Here is a 16,177-nt window from a genome sequence, read left to right as displayed (position 1 = left end):
AAGTACTCACCGGGCACGACCCACCGCGTAGCGTTGGAGCGTGAGGACCACGGGCCAGCCGCTGGGCCGCTCCCAAGGCAGGCCCAACCCCCTTGGGGGCAGCGACCCGCGAAGCGGTGGAGCTTGGGGGTAGCTCATCTCAGACGTCCCGCAATGCCATCACGGCTTCCCGCGCGCGAACCAGAAACGCCGCACGGGGTTCGTCCGCGCCCAGCTGGATCGGCTCACCGAAGGTGACCGAGCACAGCACCGGCACCGGAACCACCTCACCCTTGGGGATCACCCGTTGAACGTTGTGAATCCAGGCCGGGATCAGGACCACCTCCGAAAAGCGCTGGGCCAGGTTGTACAGACCCGACTTGAACGGCTGTGGGTCTTCGGCGAAGCCTCGAGTGCCTTCGGGAAACAGGATCAGCGAGTCGCCGCTTTCCAGGGCATCGACCAGGGGTTGCAGCGGGTCTTCTTCACCTTTGCGCTCGCGCTCCACGTAGACCGCGTTGAACACCTCGGTGGTGATGAAGCGCTTGAGTTTGGAGGCGGTCCAGTAGTCGCGCGCCGCGATCGGTCGGGTAATGCTGCGCAGCTCTTTGGGCAGCGCCGCCCAGATCAGCACCAGATCGGCGTGGCTCTGGTGGTTGGCGAAATAAATGCGCTGCTCGGCCTTGGGCGGACAACCGTACCAGCGCGCCTGCGCGCCGGTGAGCAAGCGCACCAGCCCGAGCAAGAACAGACTCATGGCCTTGGCGCGCAGGTTCATGGCAGCTGAACAATGCCCATGCGTGCCACGATGGTGCTGGTGCGCCGGGCCAGATAGGCCGAGCCCTGGCGGGTCTCGAAAAACTTCGGGCTCGGCAGCATCACCGCCAGCCGCGCCGCCTCGTAGGCGTTCAGTTTCGCAGCCGGCTTGTTGAAGTAGCGCTGGGCTGCGGCCTCGGCACCAAAAACGCCCTCGCCCCATTCCACGCTGTTGAGGTAGATCTCCAGGATGCGCTGTTTGGACAGCAGGGCTTCCAGCATGAGTGTGAGCACCAGTTCCTGTCCTTTGCGCAACAGGCTGCGCTCGCCCGAGAGCAGCAGGTTTTTAGCCAACTGCTGGGTGATGGTCGAGCCGCCAATGATCTTGGGTGGCCGGATGGATTTGAGCGCGGCCTCGGCCGCATCGGGCTTCTTGGCCAGCCGGCGCTCGATCTGCTCGGCGCGCTTTTCGGCCTGTTCCTGACGGCGCTCGTTTTTTTGCCAGGCCGATTGCAGCGCGTCCCAGTCGACGCCACCGTGCTCGGCGAAGCCGGCATCTTCAGAGGCCATCACCGCACGCTTGAGCTGTGGGCTGATCTGGTCATGGTCCACCCAGCGGGCCGACCAGCGCCAATTTTTCTCGCTGGTCAGGCTTTGGTGCGCCACACGCCAAGCCTCCGAGCGCATGAAAGCGGTGCTCTGCGGATCGACCACCGTCATCAGCGCGATTCGCAGAAGAAAAAACAGCTGAAGCGCGATGCCAGCCAGCAGCATCCAGAGCAGCCAGCGGCCAAAGGCTCTCATTGGCCGGTCATCTGGGTTTGCAGCGTGGCGTCGCGCGTGAAGCGAAAGCGCGCAACCACGACGATCTGATCGGCCTGGCGGCGCATGGCATCACTGAATCGGTCAAAATTAAGACTGCGCACGATGGCCTGGGCACGGCGGTCGAGCACCGCCTGGCCAGAGGATTGCACGACCTCGGTGTGCAGCACATCGCCGGTGAAATTGACGGTGATGATCATGGTCAGCTCGCCGTACAGTTTGCGCCCGGCAGCCTCGGGGAAGTTGGTGGTTCCGCGGTCCTCGATGCGGCGGCGCAGGTCGTCGTAATAGATGGCGTAGACGGCTTCGCGCGTGGCCGGGCTGATGTAGCGCTTCTTGGGCCTGGCGTTTTCTTCGTTGATGCGCTTCTCGATCTCGGCCAGGATCTTCACCAGGGCTTTGCGGCGCGCCTCTCGCTCCACAAGCTGGGGGCTGGGGTTGACCGCCTCCAGGTCGGGTGGCGGCATCGTGGCCAGCTGTTTGCGCACCTGGGCCAGGATCTGGTTCTGTTGCTGCTTGAGGGCCTCGATCTGGCGCTCGTCTTCGTCTGCGGTGTCACCCAGGCGGGCATTGGGTGTGGGAGGCAGCGGCGAGGTGGCGCGGCCTTTGTCTGCCTCGCCGCCGCCGGCGAGCGAAGCCTGGGCGATGGCCATCGCCTTGTCGGGGCGCTCGTCGCTCTTGGCATTGACCAGGATCACCTCCAGCGGCGTGTCCTGGAACACCCGATTGAAGCCCTCCGGGTTCACAAAGCGCACCGTGAGCAGGGCGGCGTGCAGCGCCACCGAAATGCCCAGCGCGAGCTGCAGGGTGCTCAGGGCCTTCAGGTAAGCAAGGACGGACTTCACGGCGCCGATTATCCCTGCTGGTTCAGCCGCCCGCCGGGGCCGGCGACGTTGCGCCGGTCTGTGCCGTGTCGTCTGCCGATTCGTCGAGGTTGATCGCCAGCGCCAGCGGGCTGGCCAGCGTGTCGTCGTCCTCGCCGCTGTCGTCCTCGGTCGTGTCGTCCACCGGCTGGTCGAGCCGCTCGATCACAGTGCCCGAGATGTCCAGCGTGATCTCGTCGATGGCACCCAGGCGCACTCGCACATGCGCACCGCGCGGCAGGCCTTCGGCGCCCATCACCGGCAACACCAGCGGCAGCGTGTCGGCGCGCACCAGGTTGTCCTTGAACAAGGTGGCGGTAAGCTCGCCGATCTGGGCTTGCTGCAGGTGCTTGAGCGTCCAGTAGCGCTCCATGCCGTTCTGGAAGCCGTTGTAGGCGGTGTAGGCGGCGTCAAACGCGCTGATAACGGCAAACAGGTTGGCGTCTTTGGGCTTGAACGGCGCGGCCAGCGCCGCGGTGTTGCCGTGGCGCGCGCAGGCAATGATCTGCCACTGGTTGACCAGATCCACATAGCGGCGCAGCGGCGAGGTGCTCCAGGCGTAGGCTGGCACACCGATGCCCGCGTGCGGCTGTGCCTTGGTGCCCATGCGCACCTTGATGCCGGGCGCCAGACTCGCCTGGCTTCGGTAGATGCCGGGCACGCCGCACGCCGCCAGCCACTGGCCCCAGGTGCTGTTGGCCAGGATCATGGCCTCGGCCACCATCAGGTCGAGCGGGGCGCCGCGCTGGCGCGTGCTGATCACCACGGTTTCGCTGCCATCGGGCTCGTCGCCTGCCACGCCCACCAGCTTGAAGCTGTAGTCGGGCCGGTTGAAGGACTCTGGCTTGCCGCGAACCACTTCGCGCTGGGCCTTGAGGTGCCGCGCCAGGCGCCACAGAAAGGCCAGCTGCGGCTGCAGGGCGGCAATGTCGGGTGTGGCGGATTCCAGCGGTGCGGTGCCGGTCAGCCAGGCGTCGGTGATCACCGCATCCAGCTGGTCATGACGCAGGTTGAGCGCGATCGGCACCCGCTCGAGCAGGGTGCGGGTCTCGGTGATGTCCAGCGTGGCTTCGTCGAGCGTGACGTAGAGCGAGACTGCCGGACAGTCGCGCCCGGCCACCAGGGTGTAGGCCTGCACCACGGCGTCGGGCAGCATGGTGACCTTGTGCCCCGGCATGTAGACGGTGGACAGGCGGTGGCGCGCCACGCCATCGACTTCGCTGTTGGGCTGGATCGCCAGACCCGGTGCCGCGATGTGGATGCCCAGGGTGATCGTGCCGCTGCCCAGGCCTTGCACGGAGAGGGCGTCGTCGATCTCGGTGGTGTGGGAGTCGTCGATGGAAAACGCCTGAGCGCTCGCCAGCGGCAGCTCGTCGGCAATGGCGGGCGCCTGCAGCGGCGGGAAGCCCGTGCCCTTGGGAAACTGGTCGAACAAGAAGCGCTGCCAGTGGAACTGGTAGGCGCTGCTGATGGCACCCGACTTCTCCAGCAGGGCCAGTGGCGCGACATGGCTGCTGCGCGCGGCCTCGACCACCGCCTTGTACTCGGGTGCGTTTTTGTCGGGCTTGAAGAGAATCTTGTACAGCTGCTCGCGCACCGGCGCTGGGCACACGCCGGCCGCCAGCTCGGTCGCCCAGGCCTCGATCTGAGCCTGCACCTGCTGCTTCTTCTCGATTGCCGCCAGCGCCTGCGCCAGGATCTCGGGCGGCGCCTTCTTGTATCGGCCCTTGCCAGCGCGGCGGAAGTAATGCGGTGCACCTTGCAGGCAGAGCAGGGCAGCGACCTGTTCGGTGGTGGTGGCGTGATCGCTGAAGTACTCACGCGCCAGGTCGGCAAAACCAAATTCGTCTTCGGGCGCGAACTCGTAAGCCAGCTCCAGCTCCAGCGTGTCGGCCAGCGCGGTGGCAGCCGGCATCAGCTCGGCCGGGGCCGGCTTCTCAAAACGCAGCAAGGCGTTGGCGGACTTCACCTTCACCCGCTTGCCCGAATCCAGCTCGACCTGAAGGGAGCTCTCGGCTTCGGACATGAGGCGGCCGGTCAGCAATTTCCCGGCATCGTCAAACAGAATGTGCATAGACTGGATTGTCCCATGCGCCCCATGACGGCCCTGAAATCAGCCGGCCAGCGAAAGGAAATCGAACAAGGCGTCGATGTGCTCGTCGAAGTCGCTGATGGCGTGATCGCTCCCGGGCAGCAGCCGCAGTGCGCCGCCCTGGCAGAAAGCCTGCATTTCCCGCCAGTCCAGCACCTCGTCGCCCTGGGCCACGATGGCGAACAAGGAGGCCGCCGCGGCAGGTTGCCTGGCGGATTCGCGAGCGATATCGGCTTCCAGCGAGCGCAGCTGGTCGACGAACTCGGGGCGAAAGTGAAAGGTGTCGCTGGGGTCGTGCCAGCTGGTCTGCTCGCCGATGTACTTGACCAGGTCGCGGGCAGGAAGCACCGCCGGGTTGAGCAGGGCGGCGCGGCAACCTCGGCGCAGCGACAGCCAGCGAGCATAAAAGCCGCCCAGCGAAGAGCCCACGACAGTCATCCGCTCCCGTGGCCAGTCCCTGACGCCCTGCTCTAGCCGGACGATGGCCTCTGCCGGCGAAGGCGGCAGCTGAGGACACCACCAGGTCACCCCCGGGTGTAGCGCCGCCACCCGAGCCGCGACCTTCTGCGCCTTCATCGACTGGGGCGAAGACCGGAAACCATGCAGATACAGCAGGTGGGTGGTGGGGGACGAAGGGCGCTGGGACGATGGGGTGGACATGGGCGAAGGATAATTGCGCATGGCCGTCGTTTTTGACAAACCCACGCTGCTTCAGCGCGTTGCCCCGATCTTTCAGGGTTTTGACCTGCCGCTGTTCATCGCCGTGCTGCTGCTAGCGGGCATCGGCCTCATCACCATGTACTCGGTGGGCTTTGACCACGGCACCCGCTTCTCCAGCCATGGGCGCAACATGCTGCTGGCCGCCGGTGTGATGTTCATCGTGGCGCAGGTGCCGCCGCAGCGGCTGATGTCGCTGGCTGTGCCCACGTACACCGTGGGTGTCGCGCTGCTGATCGCGGTCTTTCTGTTTGGAATCGAAAAAAAGGGATCTCAGCGCTGGCTCAATGTGGGCTTGGTGATCCAGCCCAGCGAACTCATGAAGATCGCCATGCCGCTGATGCTGGCCTGGTGGTTCCAGCGCCGCGAGGGGCAGCTCGGTTCGCTTGATTTTGCGGTGGCGCTGCTGCTGCTGGCCGTGCCCGCCGCGCTGATCCTCAAACAGCCCGATCTAGGCACCACCCTGCTGGTGGTTGCGTCGGGCCTGTTTGTGATTTTTTTTGCTGGGTTGAGCTGGAAGATCATTGTGCCGCCGGTGCTGATCGGCGTGCTCGGCATTATCACGCTGATCATCATGGAGCCGAGTTGGTGCGCGCCCGATGTGGACTGGCACGTGCTGCGCGAGTACCAGCGCCAGCGCGTGTGCACCCTGCTTGATCCCTCCAAAGACCCGCTGGGCAAGGGTTTTCACATCATCCAGGGCATGATCGCAATCGGCTCGGGCGGCATCTGGGGCAAGGGCTTCATGCAGGGCACGCAGACGCATCTGGAGTTCATTCCTGAGCGCACCACCGACTTCATCTACGCGGCCTTTTCGGAAGAGTTTGGTCTGGTGGGCACCCTGGGCCTGATGCTGGCATTCATCTTCCTGGTGATGCGTGGCCTGGTGATCGCCCTGGATGCCCCTACGCTTTTTGCTCGCCTGTTGGCCGGCGCGCTCACGCTTAACGTGTTTGTCTATGCCTTCGTCAACATGGGCATGGTGAGCGGCATTCTTCCGGTGGTGGGTGTGCCCCTGCCGTTCGTGAGCTATGGCGGTACTGCCATGATTACGCTTGGGGTGGGGCTAGGCATGCTGATGTCGATTGCCAAGTCCAAGCGGCTCATGCAGTCATGAGCCAGGCTTCCTGCAGCGTTGCGATGGTCGGGGCGGGCAACATGGGGGGCGCCATGGTGGCCCGCCTGTGCTCGCAGGGCTGGACAGTGGTGGTGTGCGACATCGACCCGGCCCGTCGGCAGCAGGCGGCGGCTGTGGGTGCCCGGCTGGCCGACACACCCGGGGCAGCCGCGCGTGCGCTGCATGAAGGCGGCGTGTTGATTGTCTGCGTGGTCGATTCGGTGCAGACGCGTGACGTGCTCTTTGGCCCCCAGGGGGCGGCAGCAGACCTGTTGCCCGGTCACGCGGTCATGCTGTGTCCGACCATCGCTCCGCAGGAGACCGAGACGCTGGCAGCCGAGCTGGCGCAGCGGGACGTAGCGTGTATCGACGCGCCCATGTCGGGCGGCCCGGTGCGGGCCCGGGATGGCAGCATGAGCCTGATGGTGGCCAGCCCCAAGGCCGTTCTGGCACGGCACCAGAGGCTTCTGGCTGCCCTGTCGGGCAAGGTGTTTCAGATCGGCGATCGACCGGGTGACGGCGCACGCACCAAATTGGTCAACAACCTGCTCGCCGGCATCAACCTTGTGGGGGTGGCCGAAGCGCTGGCCTTGGCCGAGCGGCTGGGGCTCGATCTGGCCACCACGCTGGATGTGATCGAGCAGTCTAGCGGGCAGAGCTGGATCGGCTCTGACCGCATGCACCGCGCGCTGGCCGGGGACTTCGCGCCGCGAGCCCACGTCACCCTGCTGGAAAAGGACACCCGCCTGGCGGTCGAAGCTGCCGCGGCGGCCGGGTTTTCCGGTCCGCTGGGAGGTGCTGCGGCGCGCGTCTTCGCCCAGGTGCATGCGGCTGGCAAGGGCGATCTGGACGATGCGGCCCTGCTGCCCTGGCTTCAGGGTCTGTAGACCTCCCTGCGGCACGGTCGGCCCATCCCTGGCCGGCTGCCGCTTTCGTTGTTGGCCGGTAACGACATGCCCCTGACCACCGTGGCAAGATTCTCGGCAGCGCCGGAGCATTTCGTCAATCGTTCAGGGTAGGCATTGTCTTGGTGACAGAATGTCACACATGATCGGGGACATCGCATTCATGTCACGCAATGCCGGGGGCGCCAGACCGTTGCCCGACGCATCACTGTCCGGGCTTCAGGCGTGCTGGCTCGCGGCAGGCTGCTGCTTGCGCCGGTTTGAAGCTCGTCTGCGCTGGCTGCTGCTTGCAATGGCGAGCCTGACGGCACTGGCAGGCTGTCAACCACCCCCCCTCCCTCCGCTGATGGTGGGGTTGAATCCCTGGATCGGTTACGACCCCCTGGTGCTGGCGCGCGAGCAGGGCCAGACCAACCCCGCGCGGGTCAAGGTGGTGGAGCTGTCCACCAATGCCGAAAAGTTGCGGCATTTCCGCAATGGCCTGCTCGATGCCGTGGCCATGACGCTGGACCAGACCCTGCAGCTGGCCGAAGAGGGCATGGACCTGCGCATTGTGGCCGTGCTGGACACTTCGGCCGGGGCCGACGTGGTGATGGCGTCCCCCCAACTCTCGTCCCCCCAGGATCTGCGCGGCCGCCGGATTGCCGTCGAGCCGTCCAGCGTCGGTCAGCTGATGCTGCGGCGCATGCTGGATTCCGCGGGCATGACGCTGGCCGATGTGACTGTGTTGCCCATAGAGACTTCACACCAACTGGCCGCCCTGCAGGCCGGCCGTATTGCTGCTGCTGTCAGCTACGATCCCCCGGCCGCTCAGCTGCGCTCGGCCGGGTTCGTGCCGGTCTTCGACAGCGGTCAGATGGCGGGCGAGATCCTGGATGTGCTGGTGGTGCGGGCCGAGGTGCTCGCCAGCCGGCCCGCCGATGTCGAGGCGCTGCTCCGCGCCTGGAACGACGGCCTGGCCTCGCTGGAATCCGACGGCGCCGGGGCGGCAGCGAAGCTGGCCCCTTCGGTCGGCCTGTCCAGCAGCGACTATCTGCAGACCCTCTCCGGGCTGAGATTCTTTTCACCCGCCGACTCCCTGGCACATCTCTCGGGATCGCCAGCACCCCTGAGGGTCGAGGGCGAGCGCCTGGCGGCCGCTCTGCAGGCGATGCAGCTGCTGCACAGAACCCCCGACTGGGACCGTCTCCATGATGCCGGGCCGGCTGCCCGGGCGCTGCGGGCACAGAACACGCCATGAAGCTGCTGCACTTGTTGGTCCAGATGCCCGTCCGCTGGCTCGTGCCCTTGGTGCTGGTCCTGCTGGCGCTTCTGGCATCCGGTGTCAACTACGCCGTGCAGATCCAGGGTCAGCTGGACCAGCGCATCCAGGTCGAAGAGCGGCTCCTGCGCGAGCGCCTGAGCCTGGAGCAGACCCGGCTGGATGTGCAGACCGGAGCGGGCAACCTGCTGCTGGTGCGCCGGCTGGTGACGGGTCTCGGGCTGTTCCGCGGAATGGATCATGCCTATCTCATCCAGCCGGGGGGACGGGTCGTGGCCTCGCTTTCCCGTCTGGACATCGACCGCGCGCTGGCTGACGTGCAGGGTGCGTGGCCAGCGCAACTGTGGTCATGGCAGGGAGAGCACCTGCCCGCTGCCGGCATCCAGACGCGTCATCTGCCAGACCAGTCCCGACTGCTGGGGACTTTGCTCGTGCAGGACGGCTCGCGTCTGCTGGTCAGTGTGGACCTGTCCCAGGTGCTGGCCGAGCAGGTGCATGCGGCGCGGCAGGAACTGCTGCGCGAAGGTGTGGTGATCCTGGGGGTGGCTGCCGTGCTCGCGGCGCTGCTGCACCTGATCTGGTTTCGCCGAGCAGGCGAGCTTGCGGTCAGCTTGCACCGCATGGGATCTGGCGACCTGGCAGCGCGCTCCGGCCTGCAAGGCCGCGACGAACTGGCCCGGATCGGTGCTGCCGCCGATCGCATGGCCGAGCGCCTGCAGACGGAACAGATCGAGATCAGGCACCTGAACGATGTCGTCCGACGGTCGCCGCTGGTCGTGATCGAATGGCGCAACGCACCTGGCTGGCCGGTCTGCTTTGTCAGCGATGCCGTGGACCAGTGGGGCTACACGCCGGGTGACCTGATCGACGGCCAGCTCAGCTACAACGACCTGATCCATCCTGACGACGTGCAGCGCATCAATGACGACATTGCCCTTCATTTCGAGCGCGGACCGGACAACTACCGGCAGGAATACCGCCTGCGATGCAGGGACGGACGCTGGGTCTGGGTGGACGACCGGACTGCACTGACGCGTGGCCCGACAGGCGAGGTGACCGGCATCAGCGGCATCCTGCTCGACATCACGCTGCAGAAAGAGGCACAGCAGACCCAGCGCGAACAGGCCGAGCTGCTGCACATGTTCTACGAACTGCCATTCCTGGGCATGGCCATTTCCTCGCCTTCGGACAAGCGCTGGCTGCGGGTGAACGATCGTTTGTGCGAGATCCTCGGCTACTCCCGCGAGGAGCTGCTGCGGATGACCTGGGAACAGATGACGCTGCCGGGGGATCTGGAGCGCAACGTGCAGCTGTTTGACGAGCTGATGGCGGGCCGGCGCGCGGGCTACCAGTTGCAGAAGCGCTTGATTCGCAAGGATGGCGGCATCGTGCACGTTGAGCTCGACGTGCGCGCCGTGCGCGACAGCGAGGGTCATGTCAGCCAGCTGTTTACGACCATTCAAGATGTGACCGACCGCCTGCGGGTAGAGGCCGAGTTGCGCCAGCTGGGCGCCATGGCTGACAACGCCAGCGACGCCTTGCTGCTGACGGTCGATGGCCGGATCGAGGACTGCAACCCGGCGGCGCTGAGGCTGTTCGGTTACCCGGACCGGTCCACTTTTCTGGGGTGTTCCCCGGACGAGTTTTCCGCACCGGTACAGGCCGATGGCACACCCAGTGAGGTGGCCGCCCGCGAGCGTATCGGCGCCGCGTTGGCGGGCCAGCCACAGCAGTTCGAGTGGCTGCACCAGCGACGCGATGGCTTCGTGTTCGATGCGGAGGTCAGCCTCAACCGCCTCCAGATGGCCGATGGCCGCCATGCCATCATCGGAGTGGTGCGCGACATCTCGGAGCGCAAGCGACGGGATGCCCGCCTGCGCGAAAGCGAGGCTCGGTTGCGTGAAGCCCAGCGCATCGGCCACATGGGCAGCTGGGCTTTCGAGATCGACACGGGGCTCACGGTCTGGTCGGAAGAGGTGTACCGGATCCACGAGCTCGATCCGGTGCACTTCAGGCCGTCCTTCGAAACCTTCCTGGCCACGGTTCATCCGCAAGATCGGGAACGGGTGCGGGCGCTGTACGCGGCGTCTGTCGAAAAAGGCGGCCGGTATGAGGTGGACTACCGCATCTGCCTGTCAGGGGAACGGCTCAGGTACCTGAGGGTGCGGGGCGAGACCGAACGGCAGGACGGGCGCCCGGTGCGGACCGTGGGCACGGTGCAGGATGTGACCGAGCTGACCGAGGCGCATCTGGAGCGCGACCGCCTGGTTTCCATTCTGGAGACGACCACCGACATCGTGAGCATGGCCGACCCGCAGGGCAACATCCTGTATTTCAACCATGCGGGTTATGCCATGCTGGATTTGGAGCCTGGCTCATCGATAGCCGTTGCCGCATCCCGGCTGCACCCCCAGTGGGCGTCGGACAGGATCCTTCGTGACGGACTGCCCGCGGCCATCGAGCGGGGCGTCTGGAGTGGCGAGACGGCGGTCCTGAACCGAGCCGGTGAGGCAGTCCCGGTGTCTCAGGTCATCCTGAGCCACAGGGATGAGCAGGGCAACCTCGTCTACCTGTCGACCATCATGCGCGACATCTCCGAGCTCAAGCGGGCCGAAGCGGCTTTGCAGGACAAGGAGGCCTTGCTGGCCGAAGCGCAGGAGGTGGCCCACCTGGGCAACTGGACCCTGGACCTGCAAAGTGGCGAAGCCATCTGGTCGGCCGAGGAATACCGCCTGCTCGGCTATGAGCCCGATGCCGTGGAGCCGACGCTGGAGCATTTTATGCAGGCGGTTCATCCGGAAGACCGCGAGCGGGTGCAGGGCGCCATGCAGCTGGCCATGTCGCCAGCGGGCGATCGTGACTACCACGTCGAGCACCGAGTGGTGCAGGGCACCATTGTCCGCCATCTGGAGCAGCGCGGGCGTGTCAGCTTTGACGAGCAGGATGGTCCGGTCCGCATGTTCGGCACAACCATGGATGTGACGGAGCGCAAGGAGGCTGAGGCGGCGTTGCGCCACAGCGAGGGGCGTTACATGCTCGCGGCCCAGATCGGGCGTTCGGCAGCCTGGGAGATGTGGCCGCTGGAGGGCAAGGCCTTTTCTGATGCCAACCTCGCCCAACTGCTGGGCTACGAGCCCGAGGAACTGGGCGAAAACCTTGACCGATGGATGAGCACTGTCCCCGAGGATGCTCGCATGGAGGTGGTCGCCGCGATGCGGCCGGTCATCGAAGGTCTGGCCGACAGTTACGAAATCGAGCATCCGGTGCGGCGCAAGGACGGATCCACCGGATGGGTTCTGGTCCAGGGGCGGCGTGTCAGTGTCCCAGGCGAAGTGCCCCTGCGCCTGATAGGTTCGTCGCTGGACATCACCGAGCGCAAGCAGGCGTCGCAGATCCTGCTGGACCTCAAGGACATGCTGGAGAAAGCCGAGACGGTATCGCATCTGGGCAGCTGGGCCTTCGACAGCGACACGGGGCATCTTCGCTGGTCCCCCCAGATGTTCCGCAACATGGGAATGCCCTGGTCGGAGGTGCCTCCCAGCATCGATGCCTACTGCGAGCGCATCCATCCGGACGATGTGAAACCGGTGCGCGCAGCCATCGACCGGCTGGTTCGGGGCGAGGAGGTGCCCACGGTGGTGTTCCGCACGCATCCAGCTTACGGACCTGTGCGATGGATGCGGCGCACGGTGCAGCGCATGCCGCGCGAAGCCGAGGGCAAGGGTCCTCGCTACATCGGCGTTCTGCTGGACATCACCGAGGCGATGGAGGCCGACGAACGGCTGCGCCACATCAACGAAGAGCTGGAACGCCGCGTCGCTGAGCGCACCGAGCAACTCAGCGTGGCCAACCGCGAGCTCGAAGCCTTCTCCTACACCGTGTCGCACGATCTCAAGGCGCCGTTGCGCGGCATTGACGGCTACAGCCAGCTGCTGGTGGACGAGTACGGAGCCAGACTGGACGAGGAAGGACGCGAGTTCATCCTGCGGATCCGGCATGGCGTTCGGCAGATGGGGGAACTGATCAGCGACCTGCTCGAATACTCGCGCATGGAGCGCCGTGACATGGCTGCCGAGGAGGTCGCGCTGCAGCCTCTGGTCAGGACGATCCTGGACGGTTACCACGCTGACATCCAGAAGCAGGGTACCCAGGTGGATCTGAAGATGGAAGAGCTGATACTGCCGCTTGACCGCGAGGGTATGTCGGTGGTCCTTCGCAACCTGATCGGCAATGCACTTAAGTTCAGTCAGGAGAGCGCAGGGCCAGCCATCGAGATCGGCAGCCGCAGTGAGCCTGGTCGGCGTATTCTCTGGGTGCGTGACAACGGCGTCGGTTTCGACATGAAGTACCACGACCGCATCTTCGGCATCTTCCAGCGCCTGCACCGGTCCGAAGATTTTCCGGGTACCGGCGTCGGTCTGGCGCTGGTGGCCAAGGCTGTGCAGCGCATGGGCGGGCGCGTCTGGGCCGACAGCACACCCGGGGCCGGTGCCACCTTTTATTTGGAGTTCCCCGCATGAGCAGCTCAATCTCCATCGCCCCGATCCTGCTGGTCGAAGACAACCCCATGGATCTGGACCTGACGTTGCGCGCGTTCCGGAAAAAGCAGTTTGCCAACGAGATCCTGATCGCGCGCGACGGCGAGGAGGCGCTGGCTTATTTTCCGAGGTGGGAAGGTGGCGAGGCCCTGCCGGCGGTGATCCTGCTGGATATCAACCTGCCCAAGGTCAATGGCCTGGAGGTATTGCGGCAGCTCAAGGAGCATGAACGCTTCCGCCGCATACCGGTGGTGGTGCTGACTTCGTCGCGGGAAGACCGCGACCTCAAGGCGGCGTACGATCTGGGGGTGAACTCGTACATCGAAAAACCGGTGAACTTCAACAAGTTCATCGAGGTGGCCGAGCAGATCGAACTCTACTGGTGCGTGCTCAACGAACGCCCCCTCTGAAGATCCAGGAGACCCATGCTGAAAATTCTCATCCCCGTCGACGGCTCGGAGCAATCTTTGCTGGCCGTGCACCATGCCCTGCAACTGGTGGGCGCCGGCCTCAAGGCCCGCTTTGTGGTGGCCAATGTGCAGGAGACCGCCAACCTGTACGAAATGGTGGTTGCTCACGATCCCGGTGTGCTGCAAAAAGTGAACGATGAAGCGGGCCATGACCTGATGCGCTCGGCCGTTCAGCGCTTGCAGGCCGCGGGCCAGCAGGTGGTGCAGGACGTGAGCACCGGCGATCCGGCGCACATGCTGGTCGAGGCCATCGAGCGCCAGGGCTGCGACGCCGTGATCATGTCGGCGCGCGGCGGTGGCTTGCGCGCGGCGGTCATGGGCTCGGTGTCGCAGGAAATGGTGCAGATTTCGCCCGTGCCGGTCACCCTGGTGAAAGCTCCCCCCGAGTCGCCCACTCGCGACTGAGTGACCCCGCGCCGGCCAGGCCGCGCAGCCGCGGCCTGGCTTTTTTTCGTCGGTACGGGCGGCTCCGGCCTGTCGGGCTGGCTCAATTCGGCGTACTTTCGCTCTGCTTAAAAATTACGTTTAGAGAAACGAGTTTACTCATGCAGAATATTGAGCTACAGTGTGAGCCTGCTGCCGCAGCCACTGCCGCGGCTCGATACGCCGCTTTGGAGCCCAGCCCGTATGGCCACCTACCAGTACCCGACCTTTCCCTACCGAGCACCTCACGACCTCATGGCCGACGCGCCGCAGCGCCACCCGCTGGTGGTCATTGGCGCCGGCCCCGTGGGGCTGGCGGCCGCGATCGACGCGCGGCTGCAAGGCCTGGAGGTGATCGTGTTCGACGAGGACGACAGCGTGTCCTTCGGCTCGCGCGCCGTCTGCTATGCCAAGCGCGCGCTGGAGATCCTGGACCGCCTGGGGGTCGGCGATGAGGTGGTGAACAAGGGTGTGAGCTGGAACGTGGGCCGCACCTTTCTGCGTGAGGAGGAGGTCTACCGCTTCAATCTCGTGCCCGATGCCGGTCACAAGCGTCCCGGCATGATCAATCTGCAGCAGTACCACCTGGAAGAGGCACTGGTGCGGCGCGCCGATGAACTCGGCGTGGACCTGCGCTGGAAATACAAGGTCGCGAGCGTGGCGCCGCTCGACGACGGTGCCCGCGTCAGCCTGGAGACGCCCGATGGTGCGTTCGACATCGAGGCCGACTGGCTGATCGTGGCCGACGGCGCGCGCTCGAATGTGCGCCGCCAGCTCGGGCTGGACATCGAAGGCCATGTGTTCAAAGACCGCTTTCTGATCGCCGACGTGGTCATGAAGGCCGAGTTTCCGGCCGAGCGCTGGTTCTGGTTCGATCCGCCATTCCACCCCAACCAGTCGGTGCTGCTGCACAAACAGAGTGACAACGTCTGGCGCATTGACTTCCAGCTTGGCTGGGATGCTGATCCGGAGGAAGAGAAGAAGCCCGAAAACATCCTGCCGCGTGTGAAGGCGATGTTGGGTGACGAGCGAGAATTTGAGCTGGAGTGGGCCAGCATCTACACCTTCCAGTGCCGGCGCATGACGCAGTTCCGCCACGGCCATCTGCTGTTTGCCGGAGACGCAGCGCACCAGGTGTCGCCGTTTGGCGCCCGCGGTGCCAACTCTGGCTTCCAGGACACCGACGACCTGGTGTGGAAACTCGCCCTGGTTATCAAAGGCCTGGCGCCAGCCGCGCTGCTCGACAGCTATGACACCGACCGTGTCTATGCGGCTGACGAAAATCTGCGCAACTCCACCCGCTCCACCGACTTCATCACGCCCAAGAGCGCGGTCAGCAAGTTGTTTCGCAACGCCGCACTGGAGCTGGCGCGAAGCCAACCGTTCGCGCGCAAGCTGGTGAATTCCGGGCGCCTGAGCATGCCATCGTTCCTGGTTCACTCTGCGCTCAATACGCCCGATTCCGATGCCTTCGCGGGCGACATGGTGCCGGGCGCACCACTGGACGACGCGCCGGTGCGCGTGGCTGGGCAAGACGCCTGGCTGCTCGACCAGCTGGGCAACCGCTTTGTGCTGCTCGCTTTTGCGGATCGGGTCGAAGCTATTGGCGGTGCGCTTGCCACGCTGCGTGAGCAGAGCGCTGCGCTGGCCGCGCAGGCCATTCCGGTGCAGGTGATCTGGGTCCTGGCGCACGCGGGCGAGGCTCCTGCCGACATGGTCACGCTGCAAGACCGCGATGGTCTCATCGCGCAGCGGCTCGACGCCCGCCCCAGCAGCGCCTACCTGATTCGACCCGACCAGCACGTGGCTGCGCGTTGGAGGGCCTTCGATGCCAACCGCCTGCAGGCGGCGTTGCGCCGAGCGACCGGTCAGGATATGCCTCCCAGGGCCGCCAGTCACCCGGCCAGCGAAGCCGTCACCGCCTGAACCCGGAGCACCCCATGCCTTTGCAACTTCAACCCAATCTCGCCGAGCCCGGCCAGCGCTATTTCCGCGACTTCACCCCCGGCGACGATTTTTACGAAGCGCTGATTGACACCCACCGAGACCTCAGCGACGAACAAAGCCAGCTGCTCAACGCCAAGCTGATCCTGCTGCTGGCCAACCAGGTGGGCGACATCGCCACCCTGAAAGAAGCCTTGGCGATCGCGCGAGAAAACTTCGTATGAGCCCTTTTGCTTTCCCAAGGGTGAGCGCACCCGTGGCGCGGCGAAGCGGGTTCCCTGGCGGGTGCT

General features: G+C 65.4%; 13 protein-coding genes. 8 read left to right on the top strand and 5 right to left on the bottom strand.

Annotation, left to right across the window (positions count from 1 at the left end; genetic code table 11):
• Positions 1-139: 139 nt before the first annotated feature.
• From GPT34_RS01535 to GPT34_RS01515, 5 genes are read right to left on the bottom strand one after another with little or no spacing between them, the layout of a single operon-like run.
• The gene (locus GPT34_RS01535) at positions 140-757 is read right to left on the bottom strand and encodes a lysophospholipid acyltransferase family protein (RefSeq protein ID WP_291008760.1); all 618 of its coding nucleotides are present in this window, start codon (positions 755-757) and stop codon (positions 140-142) included.
• On the bottom strand, positions 754-1,539 hold the full coding sequence (locus GPT34_RS01530; protein WP_291008757.1) for a transglycosylase domain-containing protein: 786 nt from the start codon (positions 1,537-1,539) through the stop codon (positions 754-756). The genes GPT34_RS01535 and GPT34_RS01530 overlap by 4 nt, the downstream gene beginning before the upstream one ends.
• Positions 1,536-2,402 (bottom strand): TonB family protein, encoded by an 867-nt coding sequence (locus GPT34_RS01525; RefSeq protein ID WP_291008754.1) that lies wholly within the window; start codon positions 2,400-2,402, stop codon positions 1,536-1,538. Before GPT34_RS01525 ends, GPT34_RS01530 begins: the two co-directional genes overlap by 4 nt.
• A gap of 22 nt (positions 2,403-2,424) precedes the next feature.
• A complete protein-coding gene (locus GPT34_RS01520) occupies positions 2,425-4,494 on the bottom strand; it encodes an RNB domain-containing ribonuclease (protein WP_291008751.1) in 2,070 nt (689 codons plus the stop codon).
• A gap of 39 nt (positions 4,495-4,533) precedes the next feature.
• The gene (locus GPT34_RS01515) at positions 4,534-5,172 is read right to left on the bottom strand and encodes a YqiA/YcfP family alpha/beta fold hydrolase (protein WP_291008747.1); all 639 of its coding nucleotides are present in this window, start codon (positions 5,170-5,172) and stop codon (positions 4,534-4,536) included.
• A 19-nt stretch (positions 5,173-5,191) separates the two neighbouring features.
• Between GPT34_RS01515 and rodA the strand changes: the two genes are divergently transcribed.
• The 8 genes from rodA to GPT34_RS01475 all read left to right on the top strand — a co-directional run bounded on the left by rodA (position 5,192) and on the right by GPT34_RS01475 (position 16,111).
• Complete coding sequence (rodA, locus tag GPT34_RS01510) at positions 5,192-6,346, top strand: rod shape-determining protein RodA (protein WP_291008744.1); 1,155 nt, start codon at positions 5,192-5,194, stop codon at positions 6,344-6,346.
• On the top strand, positions 6,343-7,233 hold the full coding sequence (locus tag GPT34_RS01505) for an NAD(P)-dependent oxidoreductase (RefSeq protein ID WP_291008741.1): 891 nt from the start codon (positions 6,343-6,345) through the stop codon (positions 7,231-7,233). Before rodA ends, GPT34_RS01505 begins: the two co-directional genes overlap by 4 nt.
• 151 nt (positions 7,234-7,384) lie before the next feature.
• Positions 7,385-8,491 (top strand): ABC transporter substrate-binding protein, encoded by a 1,107-nt coding sequence (locus GPT34_RS01500; RefSeq protein WP_363355906.1) that lies wholly within the window; start codon positions 7,385-7,387, stop codon positions 8,489-8,491.
• Positions 8,488-13,032: a PAS domain-containing protein gene (locus tag GPT34_RS01495; protein ID WP_291008738.1), complete on the top strand. Its 4,545-nt coding sequence runs from the start codon at positions 8,488-8,490 to the stop codon at positions 13,030-13,032. Before GPT34_RS01500 ends, GPT34_RS01495 begins: the two co-directional genes overlap by 4 nt.
• Positions 13,029-13,460, top strand: a complete 432-nt coding sequence (locus GPT34_RS01490; RefSeq protein ID WP_291008735.1) for a response regulator — start codon at positions 13,029-13,031, stop codon at positions 13,458-13,460. Before GPT34_RS01495 ends, GPT34_RS01490 begins: the two co-directional genes overlap by 4 nt.
• A gap of 15 nt (positions 13,461-13,475) precedes the next feature.
• Positions 13,476-13,925 carry a universal stress protein gene (locus tag GPT34_RS01485; RefSeq protein WP_291008732.1) on the top strand — a complete coding sequence of 150 codons (450 nt, stop codon included), beginning with the start codon at positions 13,476-13,478 and terminating at the stop codon, positions 13,923-13,925.
• Between the two features lie 222 nt (positions 13,926-14,147).
• A complete protein-coding gene (locus GPT34_RS01480) occupies positions 14,148-15,869 on the top strand; it encodes an FAD-dependent oxidoreductase (RefSeq protein ID WP_291009037.1) in 1,722 nt (573 codons plus the stop codon).
• Positions 15,870-15,883: 14 nt separating this feature from the next.
• Positions 15,884-16,111, top strand: coding sequence for a DUF2783 domain-containing protein (locus GPT34_RS01475; RefSeq protein WP_291008729.1), 228 nt, complete (start codon positions 15,884-15,886; stop codon positions 16,109-16,111).
• Positions 16,112-16,177: the final 66 nt, after the last annotated feature.

The organism is Hydrogenophaga sp. (assembly GCF_011390835.1).
GTDB lineage: Bacteria > Pseudomonadota > Gammaproteobacteria > Burkholderiales > Burkholderiaceae_C > Hydrogenophaga.
This window is presented reverse-complemented; position numbering and strand designations above follow the sequence as displayed.

What these genes read in the sequence shown, in the direction of transcription:
- GPT34_RS01535 (WP_291008760.1), bottom strand. Translation starts at nt 757, where the DNA reads ATGAACCTGCGCGCCAAGGCCATGAGTCTGTTCTTGCTCGGGCTGGTG.
- GPT34_RS01530 (WP_291008757.1), bottom strand. Translation starts at nt 1,539, where the DNA reads ATGAGAGCCTTTGGCCGCTGGCTGCTCTGGATGCTGCTGGCTGGCATC.
- GPT34_RS01520 (WP_291008751.1), bottom strand. Translation starts at nt 4,494, where the DNA reads ATGCACATTCTGTTTGACGATGCCGGGAAATTGCTGACCGGCCGCCTC.
- GPT34_RS01515 (WP_291008747.1), bottom strand. Translation starts at nt 5,172, where the DNA reads ATGTCCACCCCATCGTCCCAGCGCCCTTCGTCCCCCACCACCCACCTG.
- rodA (WP_291008744.1), top strand. Translation starts at nt 5,192, where the DNA reads ATGGCCGTCGTTTTTGACAAACCCACGCTGCTTCAGCGCGTTGCCCCG.
- GPT34_RS01505 (WP_291008741.1), top strand. Translation starts at nt 6,343, where the DNA reads ATGAGCCAGGCTTCCTGCAGCGTTGCGATGGTCGGGGCGGGCAACATG.
- GPT34_RS01500 (WP_363355906.1), top strand. Translation starts at nt 7,385, where the DNA reads ATGTCACACATGATCGGGGACATCGCATTCATGTCACGCAATGCCGGG.
- GPT34_RS01495 (WP_291008738.1), top strand. Translation starts at nt 8,488, where the DNA reads ATGAAGCTGCTGCACTTGTTGGTCCAGATGCCCGTCCGCTGGCTCGTG.
- GPT34_RS01490 (WP_291008735.1), top strand. Translation starts at nt 13,029, where the DNA reads ATGAGCAGCTCAATCTCCATCGCCCCGATCCTGCTGGTCGAAGACAAC.
- GPT34_RS01485 (WP_291008732.1), top strand. Translation starts at nt 13,476, where the DNA reads ATGCTGAAAATTCTCATCCCCGTCGACGGCTCGGAGCAATCTTTGCTG.
- GPT34_RS01480 (WP_291009037.1), top strand. Translation starts at nt 14,148, where the DNA reads ATGGCCACCTACCAGTACCCGACCTTTCCCTACCGAGCACCTCACGAC.
- GPT34_RS01475 (WP_291008729.1), top strand. Translation starts at nt 15,884, where the DNA reads ATGCCTTTGCAACTTCAACCCAATCTCGCCGAGCCCGGCCAGCGCTAT.